Origin of the sequence: Phaeobacter sp. HF9A (assembly GCF_011806385.1) — a bacterium.
Taxonomy (GTDB): domain Bacteria; phylum Pseudomonadota; class Alphaproteobacteria; order Rhodobacterales; family Rhodobacteraceae; genus Epibacterium.
The window spans coordinates 31,346-47,194 of the sequence record NZ_JAATOX010000019.1; the positions used below are offsets into that span (position 1 = coordinate 31,346).

16 protein-coding genes are annotated in these 15,849 nt (G+C 61.8%); 9 read left to right on the forward strand and 7 right to left on the reverse strand.

The annotated features are described in order from the left end of the window. Positions 1–13: 13 nt before the first annotated feature. The 6 genes from sdhD to HCZ87_RS05705 form a co-directional block, all read right to left on the reverse strand. The gene (sdhD, locus tag HCZ87_RS05680) at positions 14–385 is read right to left on the reverse strand and encodes a succinate dehydrogenase, hydrophobic membrane anchor protein (protein WP_167642803.1); all 372 of its coding nucleotides are present in this window, start codon (positions 383–385) and stop codon (positions 14–16) included. Between the two features lie 11 nt (positions 386–396). Continuing rightward, positions 397–780 (reverse strand): succinate dehydrogenase, cytochrome b556 subunit, encoded by a 384-nt coding sequence (gene sdhC / locus HCZ87_RS05685; protein WP_167642804.1) that lies wholly within the window; start codon positions 778–780, stop codon positions 397–399. A gap of 336 nt (positions 781–1,116) precedes the next feature. Further along, on the reverse strand, positions 1,117–2,163 hold the full coding sequence (locus HCZ87_RS05690; protein ID WP_167642805.1) for a MaoC family dehydratase: 1,047 nt from the start codon (positions 2,161–2,163) through the stop codon (positions 1,117–1,119). Between the two features lie 2 nt (positions 2,164–2,165). Then, positions 2,166–2,369, reverse strand: coding sequence for a DUF1737 domain-containing protein (locus HCZ87_RS05695; RefSeq protein ID WP_167642806.1), 204 nt, complete (start codon positions 2,367–2,369; stop codon positions 2,166–2,168). 4 nt (positions 2,370–2,373) lie between these two features. After that, positions 2,374–2,922, reverse strand: a complete 549-nt coding sequence (locus tag HCZ87_RS05700) for an NnrU family protein (RefSeq protein ID WP_167642807.1) — start codon at positions 2,920–2,922, stop codon at positions 2,374–2,376. Positions 2,923–2,961: 39 nt separating this feature from the next. Further along, positions 2,962–3,816, reverse strand: coding sequence for a CoA ester lyase (locus HCZ87_RS05705; protein ID WP_167642808.1), 855 nt, complete (start codon positions 3,814–3,816; stop codon positions 2,962–2,964). A 351-nt stretch (positions 3,817–4,167) separates the two neighbouring features. On the opposite strand from HCZ87_RS05705, the gene HCZ87_RS05710 reads away from it, so the two are divergent. Both HCZ87_RS05710 and mdh read left to right on the forward strand, forming a co-directional pair. Beyond that, positions 4,168–4,494: a hypothetical protein gene (locus tag HCZ87_RS05710; protein ID WP_167642819.1), complete on the forward strand. Its 327-nt coding sequence runs from the start codon at positions 4,168–4,170 to the stop codon at positions 4,492–4,494. Between the two features lie 333 nt (positions 4,495–4,827). After that, positions 4,828–5,790 (forward strand): malate dehydrogenase, encoded by a 963-nt coding sequence (gene mdh, locus HCZ87_RS05715; protein ID WP_167642809.1) that lies wholly within the window; start codon positions 4,828–4,830, stop codon positions 5,788–5,790. A 71-nt stretch (positions 5,791–5,861) separates the two neighbouring features. On the opposite strand, the gene HCZ87_RS05720 is transcribed toward mdh, so the two are convergent. Beyond that, positions 5,862–6,959, reverse strand: coding sequence for a glycosyltransferase family 2 protein (locus tag HCZ87_RS05720; protein ID WP_167642810.1), 1,098 nt, complete (start codon positions 6,957–6,959; stop codon positions 5,862–5,864). A gap of 348 nt (positions 6,960–7,307) precedes the next feature. Between HCZ87_RS05720 and sucC the strand changes: the two genes are divergently transcribed. From sucC to HCZ87_RS05755, 7 genes are all read left to right on the forward strand, one after another. Next, entirely contained in the window at positions 7,308–8,501 is a 1,194-nt protein-coding gene (sucC, locus tag HCZ87_RS05725) for an ADP-forming succinate--CoA ligase subunit beta (RefSeq protein WP_167642811.1), read from the forward strand. 397 nt (positions 8,502–8,898) lie between these two features. Further along, a complete protein-coding gene (gene sucD, locus HCZ87_RS05730; protein ID WP_167642812.1) occupies positions 8,899–9,786 on the forward strand; it encodes a succinate--CoA ligase subunit alpha in 888 nt (295 codons plus the stop codon). Between the two features lie 166 nt (positions 9,787–9,952). Further along, positions 9,953–10,420 carry a DUF805 domain-containing protein gene (locus HCZ87_RS21185; RefSeq protein WP_303048833.1) on the forward strand — a complete coding sequence of 156 codons (468 nt, stop codon included), beginning with the start codon at positions 9,953–9,955 and terminating at the stop codon, positions 10,418–10,420. After that, positions 10,417–13,368 (forward strand): 2-oxoglutarate dehydrogenase E1 component, encoded by a 2,952-nt coding sequence (locus HCZ87_RS05740; RefSeq protein WP_167642814.1) that lies wholly within the window; start codon positions 10,417–10,419, stop codon positions 13,366–13,368. The genes HCZ87_RS21185 and HCZ87_RS05740 overlap by 4 nt, the downstream gene beginning before the upstream one ends. A gap of 14 nt (positions 13,369–13,382) precedes the next feature. After that, positions 13,383–14,891, forward strand: a complete 1,509-nt coding sequence (gene odhB, locus HCZ87_RS05745; protein WP_167642815.1) for a 2-oxoglutarate dehydrogenase complex dihydrolipoyllysine-residue succinyltransferase — start codon at positions 13,383–13,385, stop codon at positions 14,889–14,891. A gap of 118 nt (positions 14,892–15,009) precedes the next feature. Continuing rightward, positions 15,010–15,402 (forward strand): MAPEG family protein, encoded by a 393-nt coding sequence (locus tag HCZ87_RS05750; RefSeq protein ID WP_167642816.1) that lies wholly within the window; start codon positions 15,010–15,012, stop codon positions 15,400–15,402. A 1-nt stretch (position 15,403) separates the two neighbouring features. Further along, positions 15,404–15,814 (forward strand): MAPEG family protein, encoded by a 411-nt coding sequence (locus HCZ87_RS05755; protein ID WP_167642817.1) that lies wholly within the window; start codon positions 15,404–15,406, stop codon positions 15,812–15,814. Positions 15,815–15,849 lie beyond the last annotated feature (35 nt).

Consider the following 15,849-nt stretch of genomic DNA (forward strand, 5'->3'; position numbering starts at 1 on the left):
CTTACCGCGCGGATCAGAGGGCGAGTTTGACGAGGGCAAAAAGCCCAACGGCGATCATGGTGTAGGAAAAGGCCGCAACCGCGACCAGCATCAGCTTTTCCGCCAGCCCATGCATGTAGTCTTCCACCGCCTCGCGCACTTCGCGCATCATATGCAGGATGCCCACCACCAGCGTCAGCCCGGTGATGATCGCCGGACAGGGGCGGGCGTAATAGGCCAGAACCTCTTCGTAGCTGCCGCCAAGGCCGAGCCCAAAGGTGATCACAAAAAGCGGCACCAGGATGACCAGCAGCATCGAGGTGACCATCGCCTGCCAATGTTCATGGGTGCCGCCCCGGCTGGCGCCCAGCCCTTCGGCGCGTTTGCGGTCTGTCAGATAATTCATCGCGCTGCCCCTTATACGATCAAAGCGGCCAGAACGGTCAGGACCGTCGCGCCAACAAACATGCCCATGCCGAGCTTCTCGGCAACCTCGACCTCAAGGCAATAGCCGAAGTCCCAGATCACGTGCCGCAGACGTCCCAGCATGTGATAGAAGATCGCCCAGGTCGCCCCCAGCATAACAAGATCGCCAAACCAGCTGCGCAGCAGCCCGTCCACAACGGCGAAATAGGGTTCCGAGGTCGCCGCAGCCAGCAGCCACCACACCACCAAGAGCGCCGCTCCCAGGGTCGCGATGCCGGTTATCCGCACCATGATAGATGACGCCGAGGTCATCTGAGGACGATAAATGGACAAATGCGGCGAAAGCGGGCGATTGCCCCGATTGACATCGGCCATGTTGGCTCCTTTCCGGTTAGCTGACGACGTTCTAGCCTATTTTTGCGCTCTGTCACGCAACCGAGTGGTAAAAATCATCTGATTTTGTGGTTGTTTGGTCGTTTTTCTCACACTTGTGATCACAACTCGGAATGCCGTGATCACAAATTAAAAATCCTATAACTTCACTCAGAATCAATCAATCCACCCCGGCCACACCAAAACCAGCCGCCCCAAGCGGCATGATCCCGGCACGGGCCCCAATGACATGGCGCAACAGACCCGTACTTCTTCTAACCGGAAATATCCCGGGGGTGAATTGCCCAAAGGGCAAGAGGGGGCAGCGCCCCCACCCTCCTAGAGCGGCATCACCGCCCAGTAATCGAGATCCAGCAAGACCTCTGGCAGATATTTCCCGCCCTCATCCCGCAGCTGGAACGGCGCACCGCCCGACGTGGCCACCAACCGCAAGCGGATCGCACCAACGCCCGGCGCGGCGGTCTCGGCCTTGTCCAGCACCTCTGACCAGGCGCGGATCGTTGTGCCTGCCAGACAGGGGTTGGCATGCGCGCCACCATTCAGCCCGACGATCATCTGCGCATTGGCCAGCCCGTTGAACGACAGCGCCCGCGCCATGGAGATCACATGACCGCCATAGATCAGGCGGCTGCCGTCGGGGCGCGCGGTGGTATCGAAATGCACCTTGGCGGTGTTCTGCCAGAGTCGGGTGGCCAGCATATGCTCGGCCTCCTCGACAGTGACCCCATCCACATGGTCGATCCGCTCGCCCACCGCGTAATCGCCCCAGCGATGCGGCTCTCCGGCCAGGGTGAAATCATAGCCGGTGAAGTCGAGCCCCGCCGGCAGCAGCAGATCTTCCGCTGCCAGAACCGGCACCAGATCCGGCACGTGGGTCTCCGGTGCATCGGCTGACGGGTTGCCCTTGCGCACCATCACCCATCGCACGTAGTCGAGCACCAGCTCGTCGCGCTGGTTAAAGCCACGGCTGCGCACCCAGACCACCCCGGTCTTGCCGTTGGAGTTCTGCTTGAGCCCGATCACCTCGCTCTCCGCGCGCAGGCTGTCGCCGGGATAGACCGGCTGATGCCAGCGCCCTTCGGCATAGCCAAGATTGGCCACAGCATTCAGCGAGATATCCGGCACCGTCTTGCCAAAGACCAGATGGAAGGCCGCCAGATCATCCAGCGGCGCCGCCGGCAGGCCAGAGGCGCGGGCAAATTCATCCGAGGAATAAAGCGCATGCCGCGCCGGATAGAGCGCGTGATAGAGCGCGCGCTCGCCCCCCGACACGGTGCGCGGCACCGCATGCCGGATCACCTCGCCCAGCCTGTAGTCCTCAAAGAACCGGCCCGGGTTTGTCTTGCCTGCGGTGCTTTTTGCCATCTCTAATGTGCTCCCAGTTTGGTGTCCGGCGTATAGGTGCCCTCCACCTCCTTCACCACCGCCTGACCACAGCGCATCACGCCGCGCGCGGCGTCAAAGGCATAGGTCGGATCGCCATGCAGCGCCCAGCCCTTGTTCAGCGCCTCGGTCACCTTGTGGCAAAAGGCGGAGGTGTCATCCTCACTCAAAAAACGATAGAGTTTCATCTACTTACCCCGGAAACGGCCAAGGGCCGACCAGCCCGTGAATATAGCCGACGACGCCGACCAGCAGCACGGAAATCGCCAGGAACATCAGCCCCTTGGCCACGGTGCCCTTGGGCCCCGGCGTCCAGCTCGGCTCGGCCCGGTTGATCATCAGCACCTCGACCCCGGCCCAGATCAGCATCGAGCCAAACAACACGATCGCCGCCACATCCCCATTGACCAGCAAATGCGCCACCGCCCAGAGCGACAGGCCAAACAGCATCGGGTGGCGCATCCTGTAAAACAGCCGCCCCTTGCGCGGCCCCGGGCTGACAAAGAAAAACGCCAGCACCATCAAGGAGTTGTTCACATGCACCATGACCGCTGGCGGCGACCACACATGGATATATTCCGCGCTGCGAAAGCCAAAGATCATCAGCACGACACTGACCAGCAGCACCAGCGCCACCAGCCCCTTGCCCTTGTCGCCAAGCGCCGCGCGCTGCGCCGGCATCAGCCGTTTGAACAGATGTGCCGCCCACCAAAGGGCAATGCCAAGTATCAGTAGTGCCATGTCTTTTCTCCATGCTCAGACTGGTGCCTGCGACAAGGCTTAGCCGGTGAGCTGGGCAATTGCATCCGCTTTTGCGAGGATTTCACGTGCGGTCGCCACATGCAGGTTTTCGACGATCTTGCCATCCACCACCGCGACCCCCTGCCCCTCGGCCTCGGCGGCCTCAAAGGCGGCGATCTGGCGGCCGGCCAGGTCGATTTCCTCGGGCGAGGGCGCAAAGGCCGCATTGGCGATGTCGATCTGCGCCGGGTGGATCAGGGTCTTGCCGTCAAACCCCATTTCGCGGCCCTGCGTGCATTCCGCCAGCAGCCCGTCCTCATCCTTAAAGGCGTTATAAACCCCATCGACGATCACCTTCCCCTCGGCCCTGGCCGCCAGCACGCAGAGGCCCAGACCGCTCATCAGGGGCAGCCGGTCCGGGCGGAACCGGGTCTGCATCTCCTTGGCGAGATCATTGGTGCCCATCACCATCCCCTGTAGCCTGGGGTGCGCGGCAATCGCGGCGGCATTCAGCATGCCACGCGGGGTCTCCATCATCGCCCAGAGCGCCAGATCGCCGGTGATCGCTGCCAGCGCGTCCAGGTCTTCGGGCGAAGACACCTTGGGCAGCAACACGGCGTCACATCCCATGTTCGCCGCAGCCTCCGCGTCCGCGCGCCCCCAGGCCGTGTCGAGCCCGTTGATGCGCACAATCTTCAACCTTGCGCCATAGCCCCCCGCCGAGAGCGCCTCGGCCAGGGTGTCCCTTGCGCTGGCCTTCTCCCCGGCGGTGACCGCGTCTTCGAGATCAAAGATGATCGCATCCACGGCAAGGCCCCGCGCCTTCTCCAGCGCCCGGGGCCGGGATCCCGGAATATAAAGCACCGAGCGGTAAGGGCGGGAGCGCGGGTCCATGAGAGATCCTCCAGATCTATGCGTGAGACATAAAATTACCCAAACGGCTACATTCGACGCCTGATCATTTCAAGTCAAAATGTGCTGCGATGCAGAAATTACCTGAGTCTCCCCCAGTCAGATCCTGTGTAAAGGTTTGAAAAAACAGGTGAACGCCGCATTAACCAGATATCAGCACCTCTGTGTCAGTCTCACTCTTACCGACGCTCCCCTGCGACAGATGTCTCTTTGCCAGCGCCGGGCGGGGTCTGACCCCGCGATCATGATGAACTGCCACAAAACCGGCCCGCTCAGGTTCGGGATGCGCCCTCTGCATCCCTTCGCGGAGGTCGTTTCGAAAGGGGTAAGATGATGATGAAGACACTGTTGAAAAGCGTTGCGGGCCTTGCCCTTGCTCTGGCTGTGGTCGCCACAACGGCGACAACCGCCGACGCACAACGCCAGAACTGCGCGCCGCGCGAGCTGGTGGTGAAACGCCTGGCCGAGAAATATGGCGAAAGCCGCCAGAGCATTGGCATGGGCCAGCAAGGAATGGTGATGGAGACCTTTGCCTCCAACGAATCCGGCTCCTGGACGATCACGGTCACCACACCAAACGGCATGACCTGCCTTGTCGCCTCCGGTCAATCCTACGAGGTGCTGGCCGAGGCGCTGCCGGTGGTGGATACCGACGCCTGACCGCGCCCGACCCGGCCGCCGCGAGGGCAAAGAGTCGCGCCAATCCGCCCAACCGTGCAGGGGCCACAGCGGTTCGAATCGCCCTCAAGGGCCGCGCAAGCAGGCTTTGAGCCGGGCGTTTCGCGCCTGAAGAGCGGTCCGGCGGCGCGGCGCGGCAGTCTTTGCGCGCCGGTGAGAGACAGTGAAAATGACCGCTAAATCACCAAATATTGTCGCAAACAGGCGTAAAACACCCGGCACTTCCGACAATGCCGCGGCGCAGAACACTTGCGCGGCGGCACTGAACGCCGTAGGCATCGGTTCAGAAATCAACCGGACCGGAGAGACTATCCCATGGCACGACCCAAAATCGCCCTCATCGGCGCAGGTCAGATCGGTGGCACCCTCGCGCATCTCGCAGCCCTCAAGGAACTTGGTGACGTCGTATTGTTCGACATCGCCGAAGGCACCCCCGAAGGCAAGGCGCTGGACATTGCCGAATCCGGTCCGTCCGAAGGCTTTGACGCCTCGCTCAAAGGCACGCAGGACTATGCCGACATCGCTGGCGCAGACGTCTGCATCGTCACCGCCGGCGTGCCGCGCAAACCGGGCATGTCCCGCGACGACCTTCTGGGCATCAACCTCAAGGTGATGAAATCCGTTGGCGAAGGCATCCGCGACAACGCGCCGGACGCATTCGTGATCTGCATCACCAACCCGCTGGACGCGATGGTCTGGGCGCTGCGCGAATTCTCCGGCCTGCCGCATGAAAAAGTCTGCGGCATGGCAGGCGTGCTGGATTCGGCCCGCTTCCGTCACTTCCTCGCCGACGAATTCAACGTGTCGATGAAAGACGTCACCGCCTTTGTGCTGGGCGGCCACGGCGACACCATGGTTCCCTCGGTGCGCTATTCCACCGTCGCGGGCATCCCGCTGCCGGATCTGGTCGAAATGGGCTGGACCACGCAGGACAAGCTGGACGCGATCGTGCAGCGCACTCGGGATGGCGGCGCGGAAATCGTTGGCCTGCTGAAAACCGGCTCTGCCTTCTATGCGCCGGCAACCTCGGCGATCGAAATGGCCGAAGCCTATCTGAAAGACCAGAAACGCGTCCTGCCCTGCGCCGCCTATGTTGACGGCGCGCTGGGTCTGAACGGCATGTATGTGGGCGTGCCCACCGTGATCGGCGCCGGTGGCATCGAACGCGTGGTGAACATCAAGCTGAACGCAGAAGAGCAAGCGATGTTCGACGCCTCCGTGACCGCGGTCAAAGGTCTGGTCGACGCCTGCAAGGCGATCGACAGCTCGCTGTCCTAAGCGCCAGACAGTCCAAACGGAAAGGCCGCCCAACCTCGGGCGGCCTTTTCTGTTGCTGGATGCCAATCTGCCTATTCTGCGAGGATGGCCTCTGGCTCGGGTTCAAAAAACTGCCGGTAGCGCCGCTGCCAACGGGCCCGGAACCGATCCGCATTGGGCAGATCCAGCGCCAGGGCCTGATCGAAACTCCGCACCGAAAGATCCACCTCGATCCCATATCCCCGCATCGCAGCCCCCGGATTGATCCGGGGTGTTGCCAGCAGCCCCAGCAGATCCAGCCGCTCCAGATCCACCACGGGCAGTGATTTCAACTGCTGGTGCAGGGCAACCAATGCGACCATATCGCGACCGCTCTCCTGCACTTGCCGGATCTGAGCCAGCCGCGCCTGCGACAGCTGCGCATGGGCGCCCTTGGCCTCTGGCTGATCCGACCAGCCCCGTGTCAGCTTGGCGATAAAATGCAAACCGGTGAGCCCATCGAAGTGCAGGATCCGGGCGCGGGTGGCCGGCCATGAGATCAACCGCGGTTGTTCCTTTGGGTCTTTCGCCCGGGGCGAATGGATCCCCTGCCACAGGGATCGCCCGGTGCGGACGACGGATTTCCCCTGCGAATGCCCGGTCAGCCCGTTGTGCAAATAGGGCTGCACATCAGCAGACAGGACCTGCGACTGGTTCGGCCAGCCACGTGCAAGCGGCGCCCGCATATACCCATCAAACAACTGAAGCTGCGGGCGATCCCTGTCAAACACCCGCTCCAGATTGGGCAGGGCCAGGAAATCCACCTGGTCCGGCAGCGCCCCCAGGAGAGCAGACAGCGGCAGATCCACCTCCAGGAATTCATCGGCATCCAGATGTAGCAGCCAGTCCACCTCGGCCCGTGCATAGGCGCGGATCGCATTGCGGATTTGCCGCTTTTCGGTGGCGGGCGGCCGGGGGCCGCCGATGTCCTCCTGCCAATAGGCGTCATCGCAGAGCGTAACCCGACAGCCCGGCAGCCGCTGAAGCGCCGCCTCTACCTGCGGGTCGGGGCGATCCAAAAACAGCTCCACATAGCTGGCCCCCAGCGCGAGGTGATGGCTGACGAAGGCAAGGAGCAGAACGGTGGGTTCGTGGCAGGTGCAAACCACACCCCAGCTGACATCTTGCTGTCCGCCATCAATAAAATACATACCTATGCGTCCTTGGTCATATTGCGGGCGCGAGGGACTTTATATTCACCCCAAGCGAGATCAACCCAAAAACGAGCAACGCGAGCGGAGCACACCCCTATGGTGTTCGCCGCACCCTGTCATCGGGACGTTTCGACAGGCGGTGCCAATGCGTGGAGGTCACACGAATCACTTGCTGGCATGGCTCCTGGCACCGCTTTCATTTAGTGATCACACCCCGTGACGCTGTGATCACAAATTCGCAAAAACTCCGCCATTTGGCGCAAGAAGGGCAGAAAACCCTTTAACCTCTTGTTTGAACACGGCGTACTAAGAAGGGAAAATTGCAGCCAGACGGGACAGTTTCTCATGAACATCCACGAATATCAGGCCAAGGCCCTTCTCCGCAGCTACGGCGCGCCGGTGTCAGACGGGCGGGTCGTAAAGAAAGCAGACGAGGCCAAGACCGCAGCCGGTGAGCTCGATGGCCCGCTCTGGGTTGTAAAGGCCCAGATCCACGCAGGTGGACGCGGCAAGGGCTCTTTCAAAGAGGCCGACGCGGGCGAAAAGGGCGGTGTGCGCCTGACCAAATCGGTGGAAGAAGCCGCCGAGGAAGCCAAGAAGATGCTGGGCCGCACCCTTGTCACCCATCAGACCGGCCCCGCCGGCAAGCAGGTCAACCGCATCTACATCGAGGCGGGCTCTGGCATCCAGACTGAACTGTACCTGGCGCTGCTGGTGGACCGCCAGACCTCTCGCGTGTCCTTTGTGTGCTCCACCGAGGGCGGCATGGACATCGAGGAAGTCGCCGCCTCCACCCCGGAAAAGATCCTGTCCTTCTCGGTCGATCCGGCCACCGGCTACCAGCCCTTCCACGGCCGCCGCATCGCTTTCTCGCTCGGCCTTGAGGGCACGCAGATCAAGCAATGCGTCCAACTGATGGGTCAGCTCTATAAAGCCTTCATCGAGAAGGACATGGAGATGCTGGAGATCAACCCGCTGATCGTGAGCGACGATGGCAACCTCAAGGTGCTGGACGCCAAGATCGGTTTTGACGGCAACGCGATCTATCGCCATGCCGATATCGCCGAGCTGCGCGACACCACCGAGGAAGACCCCAAGGAACTCGAAGCGTCCAAATACGACCTGAACTACATCGCGCTGGACGGCGAGATCGGCTGCATGGTCAACGGCGCCGGCCTGGCGATGGCCACCATGGACATCATCAAGCTCTACGGTGCGGAGCCTGCGAACTTCCTCGACGTGGGTGGCGGCGCCACCAAGGAGAAAGTGACCGAGGCCTTCAAGATCATCACCTCTGACCCCAACGTCAAAGGCATCCTGGTCAATATCTTCGGCGGCATCATGCGCTGCGACGTCATCGCCGAGGGCGTGATCGCCGCGGTGAAAGAAGTCGGCCTGGAGGTTCCGCTGGTCGTGCGTCTGGAAGGCACCAACGTCGAAAAGGGCAAGGAGATCATCGCATCCTCCGGCCTCAACGTGATCGCCGCGGACAACCTGTCGGACGGCGCCGAGAAGATCGTGAAAGCGGTTAAGGGCTAAGCAGGATGCGAAATGGTTCAGCCTATGCGCTCGTTGTGGCAGCATCGCTGATGGCAGCATGCGCCCCATCGGCGGTCAGTGTCCGCAACGGGCCACAGGCGGAAAACCCGTTGACAGGGGTAGTGGACTATCCCTCCAACGCCGCCACTGACGTGGCATATTACGGATCAACGTTCGCCGCTCCAGCACAGCCCAATGACACTATCCCGGCGCAACACGTCAATAGTGCCCAGCTGTACCAGCAGGGTGCCCAGCCCGCCAATGGGAACGAGTATAACCGGAATGCTGACATCTATAGGGGCGCTTTTGCCGGAGCCCTTTCTGTGTCCGCCGCGCATTGACGCGCGCCTGATCTCAGGCGCGCCACCCATTCGAGAAAAACAGGAGACTCCTAAAAATGGCAGTCCTCATCGACGAAAACACCAAAGTCATCTGTCAGGGCCTGACCGGCTCGCAGGGCACTTTCCACTCTGAACAGGCCATCGCCTATGGCACCAAGATGGTCGGCGGCGTCACACCCGGCAAGGGCGGTCAGACGCATCTTGACCTGCCGGTGTTCAACTCCGTGCATGAAGCCAAGCACGTGACCGAGGCAAATGCCTCCGTGATCTATGTGCCGCCGCCCTTCGCCGCGGATTCCATCCTTGAGGCGATCGACGCCGAGATGGAGCTGATCGTCTGCATCACCGAGGGTATCCCGGTTCTGGACATGATGAAGGTCCAGCGCGCGCTGGAAGGGTCCGCCTCGCGTCTCATCGGCCCCAACTGCCCCGGCGTGATCACCCCCGACGCCTGCAAGATCGGCATTATGCCCGGTCACATTCACAAGCGCGGGAGCGTGGGTGTTGTGAGCCGTTCCGGCACCCTAACTTATGAAGCTGTGAAACAGACGTCAGATATCGGCCTTGGCCAATCCACCGCAGTCGGCATCGGCGGCGACCCGATCAAGGGCACCGAGCATATCGACATTCTGGACATGTTCCTCGATGACCCGGAGACCCAGTCCATCATCATGATCGGTGAGATCGGTGGCTCTGCCGAGGAAGAGGCCGCAGAATTCATCGCCGAGCAGAAGAAAAAAGGCCGCTGGAAGCCGATCGCCGGTTTCATCGCAGGCCGCACCGCCCCTCCGGGCCGTCGCATGGGCCACGCGGGCGCGATTGTCGCCGGTGGCAAAGGTGGCGCCGAGGACAAGATCGAAGCCATGCGCTCTGCCGGGATCATCGTGGCAGACAGCCCCGCGACCCTGGGCGAAGCGGTTCAGGAAGCGATCGCCAAGGGCTGAAGTCTGCTGAACGCCTACACAAGACGGGCAGCGCTTCTTAAAGAAGCGCTGCCCCTTCTGGAAAGATCACACCGGGAAACGCAGCGAAAATGACTTTTTTTCAGAACGCAAAAACCTGTTTCAAGAAGTCGTTTCATTTCAAAGGGCGCGCGACCAAATCTGAGTTTTGGAAATTCTTCTGGTTCGTGGTTCTGGGCCTCATACTCTGCGTTATCGTGAATTCGATATTATTCGGCCCGTCTACCACCTACACCTTTCAGGCAGATGCAAATGGTCAGCTTATAATTCTGGGATCTTTGGAACGATATTTGTATTGGTCTGTGCGCTTCCCATGATCAGCGTCGGTTGGCGCCGCATGCATGACGTAGGCAAACCCGGTTATTTTCCTTATCTCACCATTTTTGCCTGGATCTTAATCGTGGCTGGCGTGCTGATCGCCTACAACGGTTTCGGCGCGACAATCGAGGACATTCGCGACACCGGCCAAGCAAAGGTCCAGATAAATCCAGCACTCGGTCTTGCGATCTTAGTTGCTTTCATTCTCGTCCTGATTACGAACATCCGCTGGCTCGTGTCACCTTCACTATCCGGCGCCAACAAATACGGTCCCAACCCGAATGAGGTTCCACTATGACCGACCAAAGCCCCAACGACATCTTCCATGCCTCCTCCTTTATGCAGGGGCATAATGCCGAATATCTGGAGCAGCTTTACGCGCGATACGCCAGCGACCCGAATGCGGTTGATGCCGCCTGGGCAGAGTTCTTTCGCCAGATGGGCGACGCGGAGCTCGACGTAAAGAAAGAGGCGCAGGGCCCGAGCTGGGCGCGCAGCGACTGGCCGCCGGCCCCCAGTGATGACCTGACCGCCGCGCTGACCGGCGAATGGCCCGCCCCGGTGGAGACCAAGGCCGCCGGCAAGAAGATCGCGGCAAAGGCCAAGGAAAAGGGCGTTGAGATCTCGGACGAGCAAGTGCAGCGCGCGGTGCTTGATTCCGTGCGCGCCCTGATGCTGATCCGGGCCTATCGGATCCGGGGGCATCTGGCCGCCGATCTGGACCCGCTTGGCATGCGCGCCGCAACCGCGCATCCGGAGCTGGACCCGAAGACCTATGGCTTTGGCGATGCGGATATGGATCGGCCGATCTTTATCGACAATGTGCTGGGGCTTCAGGTGGCCTCCATGCGGCAGATCGTGGAGATCGTGAAACGCACCTATTGCGGCACCTTTGCGCTGCAATACATGCATATTTCCGACCCCGAGCAGAGCGCCTGGCTGAAAGAGCGGATCGAAGGCTACGACAAGGAAATCACCTTTACCCGCGAGGGGCGCAAGGCGATCCTGAACAAGATGGTCGAGGCCGAGGGCTTCGAGAAATTCCTGCATGTGAAATACATGGGCACCAAGCGTTTTGGTCTGGATGGCGGCGAGAGCCTCATTCCCGCGATGGAGCAGATCATCAAGCGCGGCGGCAATCTCGGCGTCAAGGAGATCGTCATCGGCATGCCGCACCGGGGCCGCCTGTCGGTTCTGGCCAATGTGATGCAGAAGCCCTATCGCGCGATCTTCAACGAATTCCAGGGCGGCAGCTTCAAGCCCGACGATGTCGATGGCTCGGGCGATGTGAAATATCACCTTGGCGCCTCCTCGGACCGCGAATTTGACGGCAACAAGGTGCACCTCAGCCTGACCGCCAACCCCTCGCATCTGGAAGCGGTGAACCCGGTTGTGCTGGGCAAGGTGCGCGCCAAGCAGGACCAGCTGGCCGACACCGACCGCACCGCCGTGATGCCGATCCTGCTGCACGGCGATGCCGCCTTTGCCGGTCAGGGCGTGGTTGCGGAATGTTTCGCGCTCTCGGGTCTGCGCGGTCACCGCGCCGGTGGCACCATGCATATCGTTGTGAACAACCAGATCGGCTTCACCACCGCGCCGCATTTCTCGCGCTCCTCGCCCTATCCCACCGACAACGCGCTGGTGGTCGAGGCTCCGATCTTCCACGTCAACGGCGACGACCCCGAAGCGGTGGTACATGCCGCCAAGGTCGCAACCGAGTTCCGTCAGAAGTTCCACAAGGATGTGGTCATCGACATCTTCTGCTATCGCCGGTTTGGTCACAACGAAGGCGACGAGCCGATGTTCACCAACCCGTTGATGTACAAGAAGATCAAGGGCCACAAGACCACGCTCAGCCTCTATACCGAACGTCTGGTCAAGGATGGTCTGATCCCCGAGGGCGAGATCGAGGACATGAAGGCCGCATTCCAGGCGCATCTCAATGAGGAATTCGAGGCCGGGAAAGTCTATAAACCCAACAAGGCCGACTGGCTGGACGGGCGCTGGTCGCATCTGGATCGCAAGGACGAGGATTACCAGCGCGGCGAAACCGCCATCAAACCGGAAACGCTGGAAGAAATCGGTCGCGGGCTGACCAGCCTGCCCGAGGGCTATCCGGTGCATAAGACCGTCGGGCGTTTCCTTGCGGCGCGCAAGGCGATGTTTGACAGCGGCGAGGGTTTTGACTGGGCCACCGGCGAGGCGATGGCCTTTGGCTCGCTGCTCACCGAGGGGTACCCGGTGCGGCTGGCCGGTCAGGACAGCACCCGCGGCACCTTCAGCCAACGCCATTCCGGCATTGTGAGCCAGGAAACCGAAGACCGCTACTACCCGCTCAACAATATCCGCTCGGGACAGGCGCAATATGAGGTCATCGACTCGGCGCTGTCGGAATATGCGGTGCTGGGCTTTGAATATGGCTACTCGCTGGCGGAACCCAACGCGCTGACCCTCTGGGAAGCGCAGTTCGGCGATTTTGCCAATGGCGCGCAGATCATGTTCGACCAGTTCATCTCCTCCGGCGAGAGCAAATGGCTGCGGATGTCCGGTCTAGTCTGCCTCTTGCCGCATGGGTTTGAGGGCCAGGGCCCGGAGCACTCCTCGGCACGGCTGGAGCGGTTCTTGCAGATGTGTGGTCAGGACAACTGGAACGTGGCCAATTGCACCACGCCGGCGAACTATTTCCACATCCTGCGCCGTCAGCTGCACCGCACCTTCCGCAAACCGCTGATCATGATGACGCCGAAATCGCTGCTGCGCCACAAGCTGGCGGTGAGCAAGGCGGAGGAATTCACCAGCGGGTCGAGCTTCCACCGGGTGCTCTGGGATGATGCCCAACATGGCAATTCCGACACCCAGCTGGTCAGCGATGACAAGATCAAGCGCGTCGTCATGTGTTCCGGCAAGGTCTATTACGACCTCCTGGAGGAACGCGACGCCCGCGGCATTGATGATGTCTACCTGATGCGGATCGAGCAGTTCTACCCCTTCCCGGCGATCTCCTTGGTCAAGGAGCTGGAACGCTTCAAGGACGCGGATATGGTCTGGTGTCAGGAAGAGCCCAAGAACCAGGGGGCCTGGAGCTTTATCGAGCCGAATATCGAATGGGTCCTCACCCGGATCAACGCCAAACACACCCGCCCGACCTATGTTGGTCGCGCCACCTCGGCTTCGCCCGCCACGGGTCTGGCCAGCCAACACAAAGCCCAACAAGCTGCGCTCGTTGACGAAGCGCTGAGCATCTGAGGAAGATTGAGATCATGACAACCGAAGTGCGCGTGCCCACCCTGGGCGAATCCGTGACCGAAGCGACCGTCGCCACCTGGTTCAAGAAACCCGGCGACACCGTGGCGCAGGACGAGATGCTCTGCGAGCTGGAGACCGACAAGGTAACGGTCGAAGTCCCCGCCCCCGCCGCCGGGGTGCTGGCCGAAATCGTCGCCAATGAAGGCGACACCGTTGGCGTCGATGCCCTGCTGGCCAGCATCAGCGAGGCCGGAGAAGCCACTACCCCCGCCGCAGACGCCCCGAAAGCCGCGGCCGAGGCCCCTGCCGCCGCGAGCGACAGCGGTGCCAGCACCGACGTGATGGTGCCGACCCTTGGCGAAAGCGTCACCGAAGCCAGCGTCTCCACCTGGTTCAAGAAGGTCGGCGATACCGTCGCGCAGGACGAAATGCTCTGCGAGCTGGAGACCGACAAGGTCTCCGTCGAGGTTCCCGCCCCCGCTGCCGGTGTGCTGACCGAGATCATCGCGCCGGAAGGCACCACGGTCGATGCCTCGGCCAAGCTCGGGGTGATCTCCGGCGGCGAAGGTGCTTCGGCGGCGGCGGCCCCCTCTGCTGCGCCTGCCGCAGCCGCTGCACCGGCCGCCGCGGGCAAGGACGTCGCCAATGCGCCATCGGCGGAAAAAGCGATGGCCGAGGCCGGTCTGAGCGCGGATCAGGGCAGCGGCCGCGATGGTCGCATCATGAAAGAAGACGTGGCCGCAGCCGTCGCAGCCGCCAAAGCGGCCCCCGCACCGGCCCCGGCCGCCGCGCCGGTACGTGGTCCGGTCTCTGCCGATGATGCCTCGCGCGAGGAACGGGTGAAGATGACCCGCCTGCGCCAGACCATCGCCAAGCGCCTGAAGGACAGTCAGAACACCGCCGCCATGCTGACCACCTACAACGAGGTCGACATGACCGAGGTGATGGCGCTGCGCAACGAGTACAAAGACCTGTTCCTGAAGAAACACGGCGTCAAACTCGGCTTCATGTCCTTCTTCACCAAGGCCTGCGTGCACGCCCTGCGCGAAGTGCCCGAGGTCAACGCAGAAATCGACGGCACCGATATCGTCTACAAGAACTTCGTGCACATGGGCATCGCCGCCGGCACGCCGACGGGTCTTGTGGTGCCGGTGATCCGCGACGCCGACGCGATGTCATTCGCCGATATCGAGAAGGCGATTGCCGAGAAAGGCGCGCGCGCCCGTGACGGCAAACTGTCGATGGCGGAAATGCAGGGCGGCACCTTCACCATCTCCAACGGTGGTGTCTATGGCTCGCTGATGTCCTCGCCGATCCTGAACCCGCCGCAATCGGGTATCCTCGGCATGCACAAGATCCAGGACCGTCCGATGGCGATCAACGGCAAGGTGGAAATCCGCCCGATGATGTATCTGGCGCTGTCTTATGACCACCGCATCGTCGACGGCAAAGGTGCCGTGACCTTCCTCGTGCGCGTCAAGGAAGCGCTGGAAGACCCGCGTCGTCTGCTGATGGATCTGTAAAACGCCCATTGGCCCTGCTCCGCGCCCAAGTGGCAAGGACCAGGGCCAATGCCTTACGCAAAACGGGCGCGACCGCCAAAGCGGCACAGCCAAAGTCGGCCAACAGGAGCCCCCCACAATGACGCCAGAACTCAGCGCACTTGCTGCAACGGTCCTGATCCATGTGGTCACGGTCTTCTGGTCGCAACGGGCGCTGGAAGCGGATATCGGCCATGATGGCAACGTCGGCACCCGCGAAAATCTGGACGACCGCCTGTCGGAACGCAGCAACCGCCTGCGCCGCTCGCTGGCGAACCACACCGAGAACATCGGCCCCTTCATCATCGCGGTGCTGCTGGTCACCCTGACCGACACCGCCTCATCCTTCACCGCGATCTGTGCCTGGACCTATGTGGCCGCGCGCGCCCTCTATGTTCCGGCCTATGCCTTTGCCTGGGTGCCCTGGCGCAGCGTGATCTTCGCAATCGGTCTACTCGCCACAGTTTCGATGATTGTCGCGAGCTTTATTTGACATGCCCCCCGAACTCACCGCCCTCACCCTCGCCGCGCTCTTGCAGATCTTCCAGATCGCCCTGATGGCGGTGTCCGCGAACCTGGAGCTGCAACCCGGCCAGACCCTCGGGCCGCGCGACCGCGACCGGTTGGGCGGCGATCTCCAGGATATGGTCTCCAAACGCACCGCACGGCTCTTCCGCGCAATGAACAACCACTTCGAGGGGCTGATCCTCTTCTCCATCGCCTGCGTGGCGGTCACCCTCGCCGACAAATCCTCGCCCCTCACCGCGGCCTGCGCCTATGGCTACCTCGCCGCACGTGTCCTCTATATTCCGGCCTATGCCCTTGGCTGGACCCCCTGGCGCAGCCTGATCTGGGCCGTGGGCTATCTTGCGACCACGCTTATGTTGATCGCAGCCCTACTATGAGCTTTCATCTTTTCTCAAATATCCCGGGGGAGGCC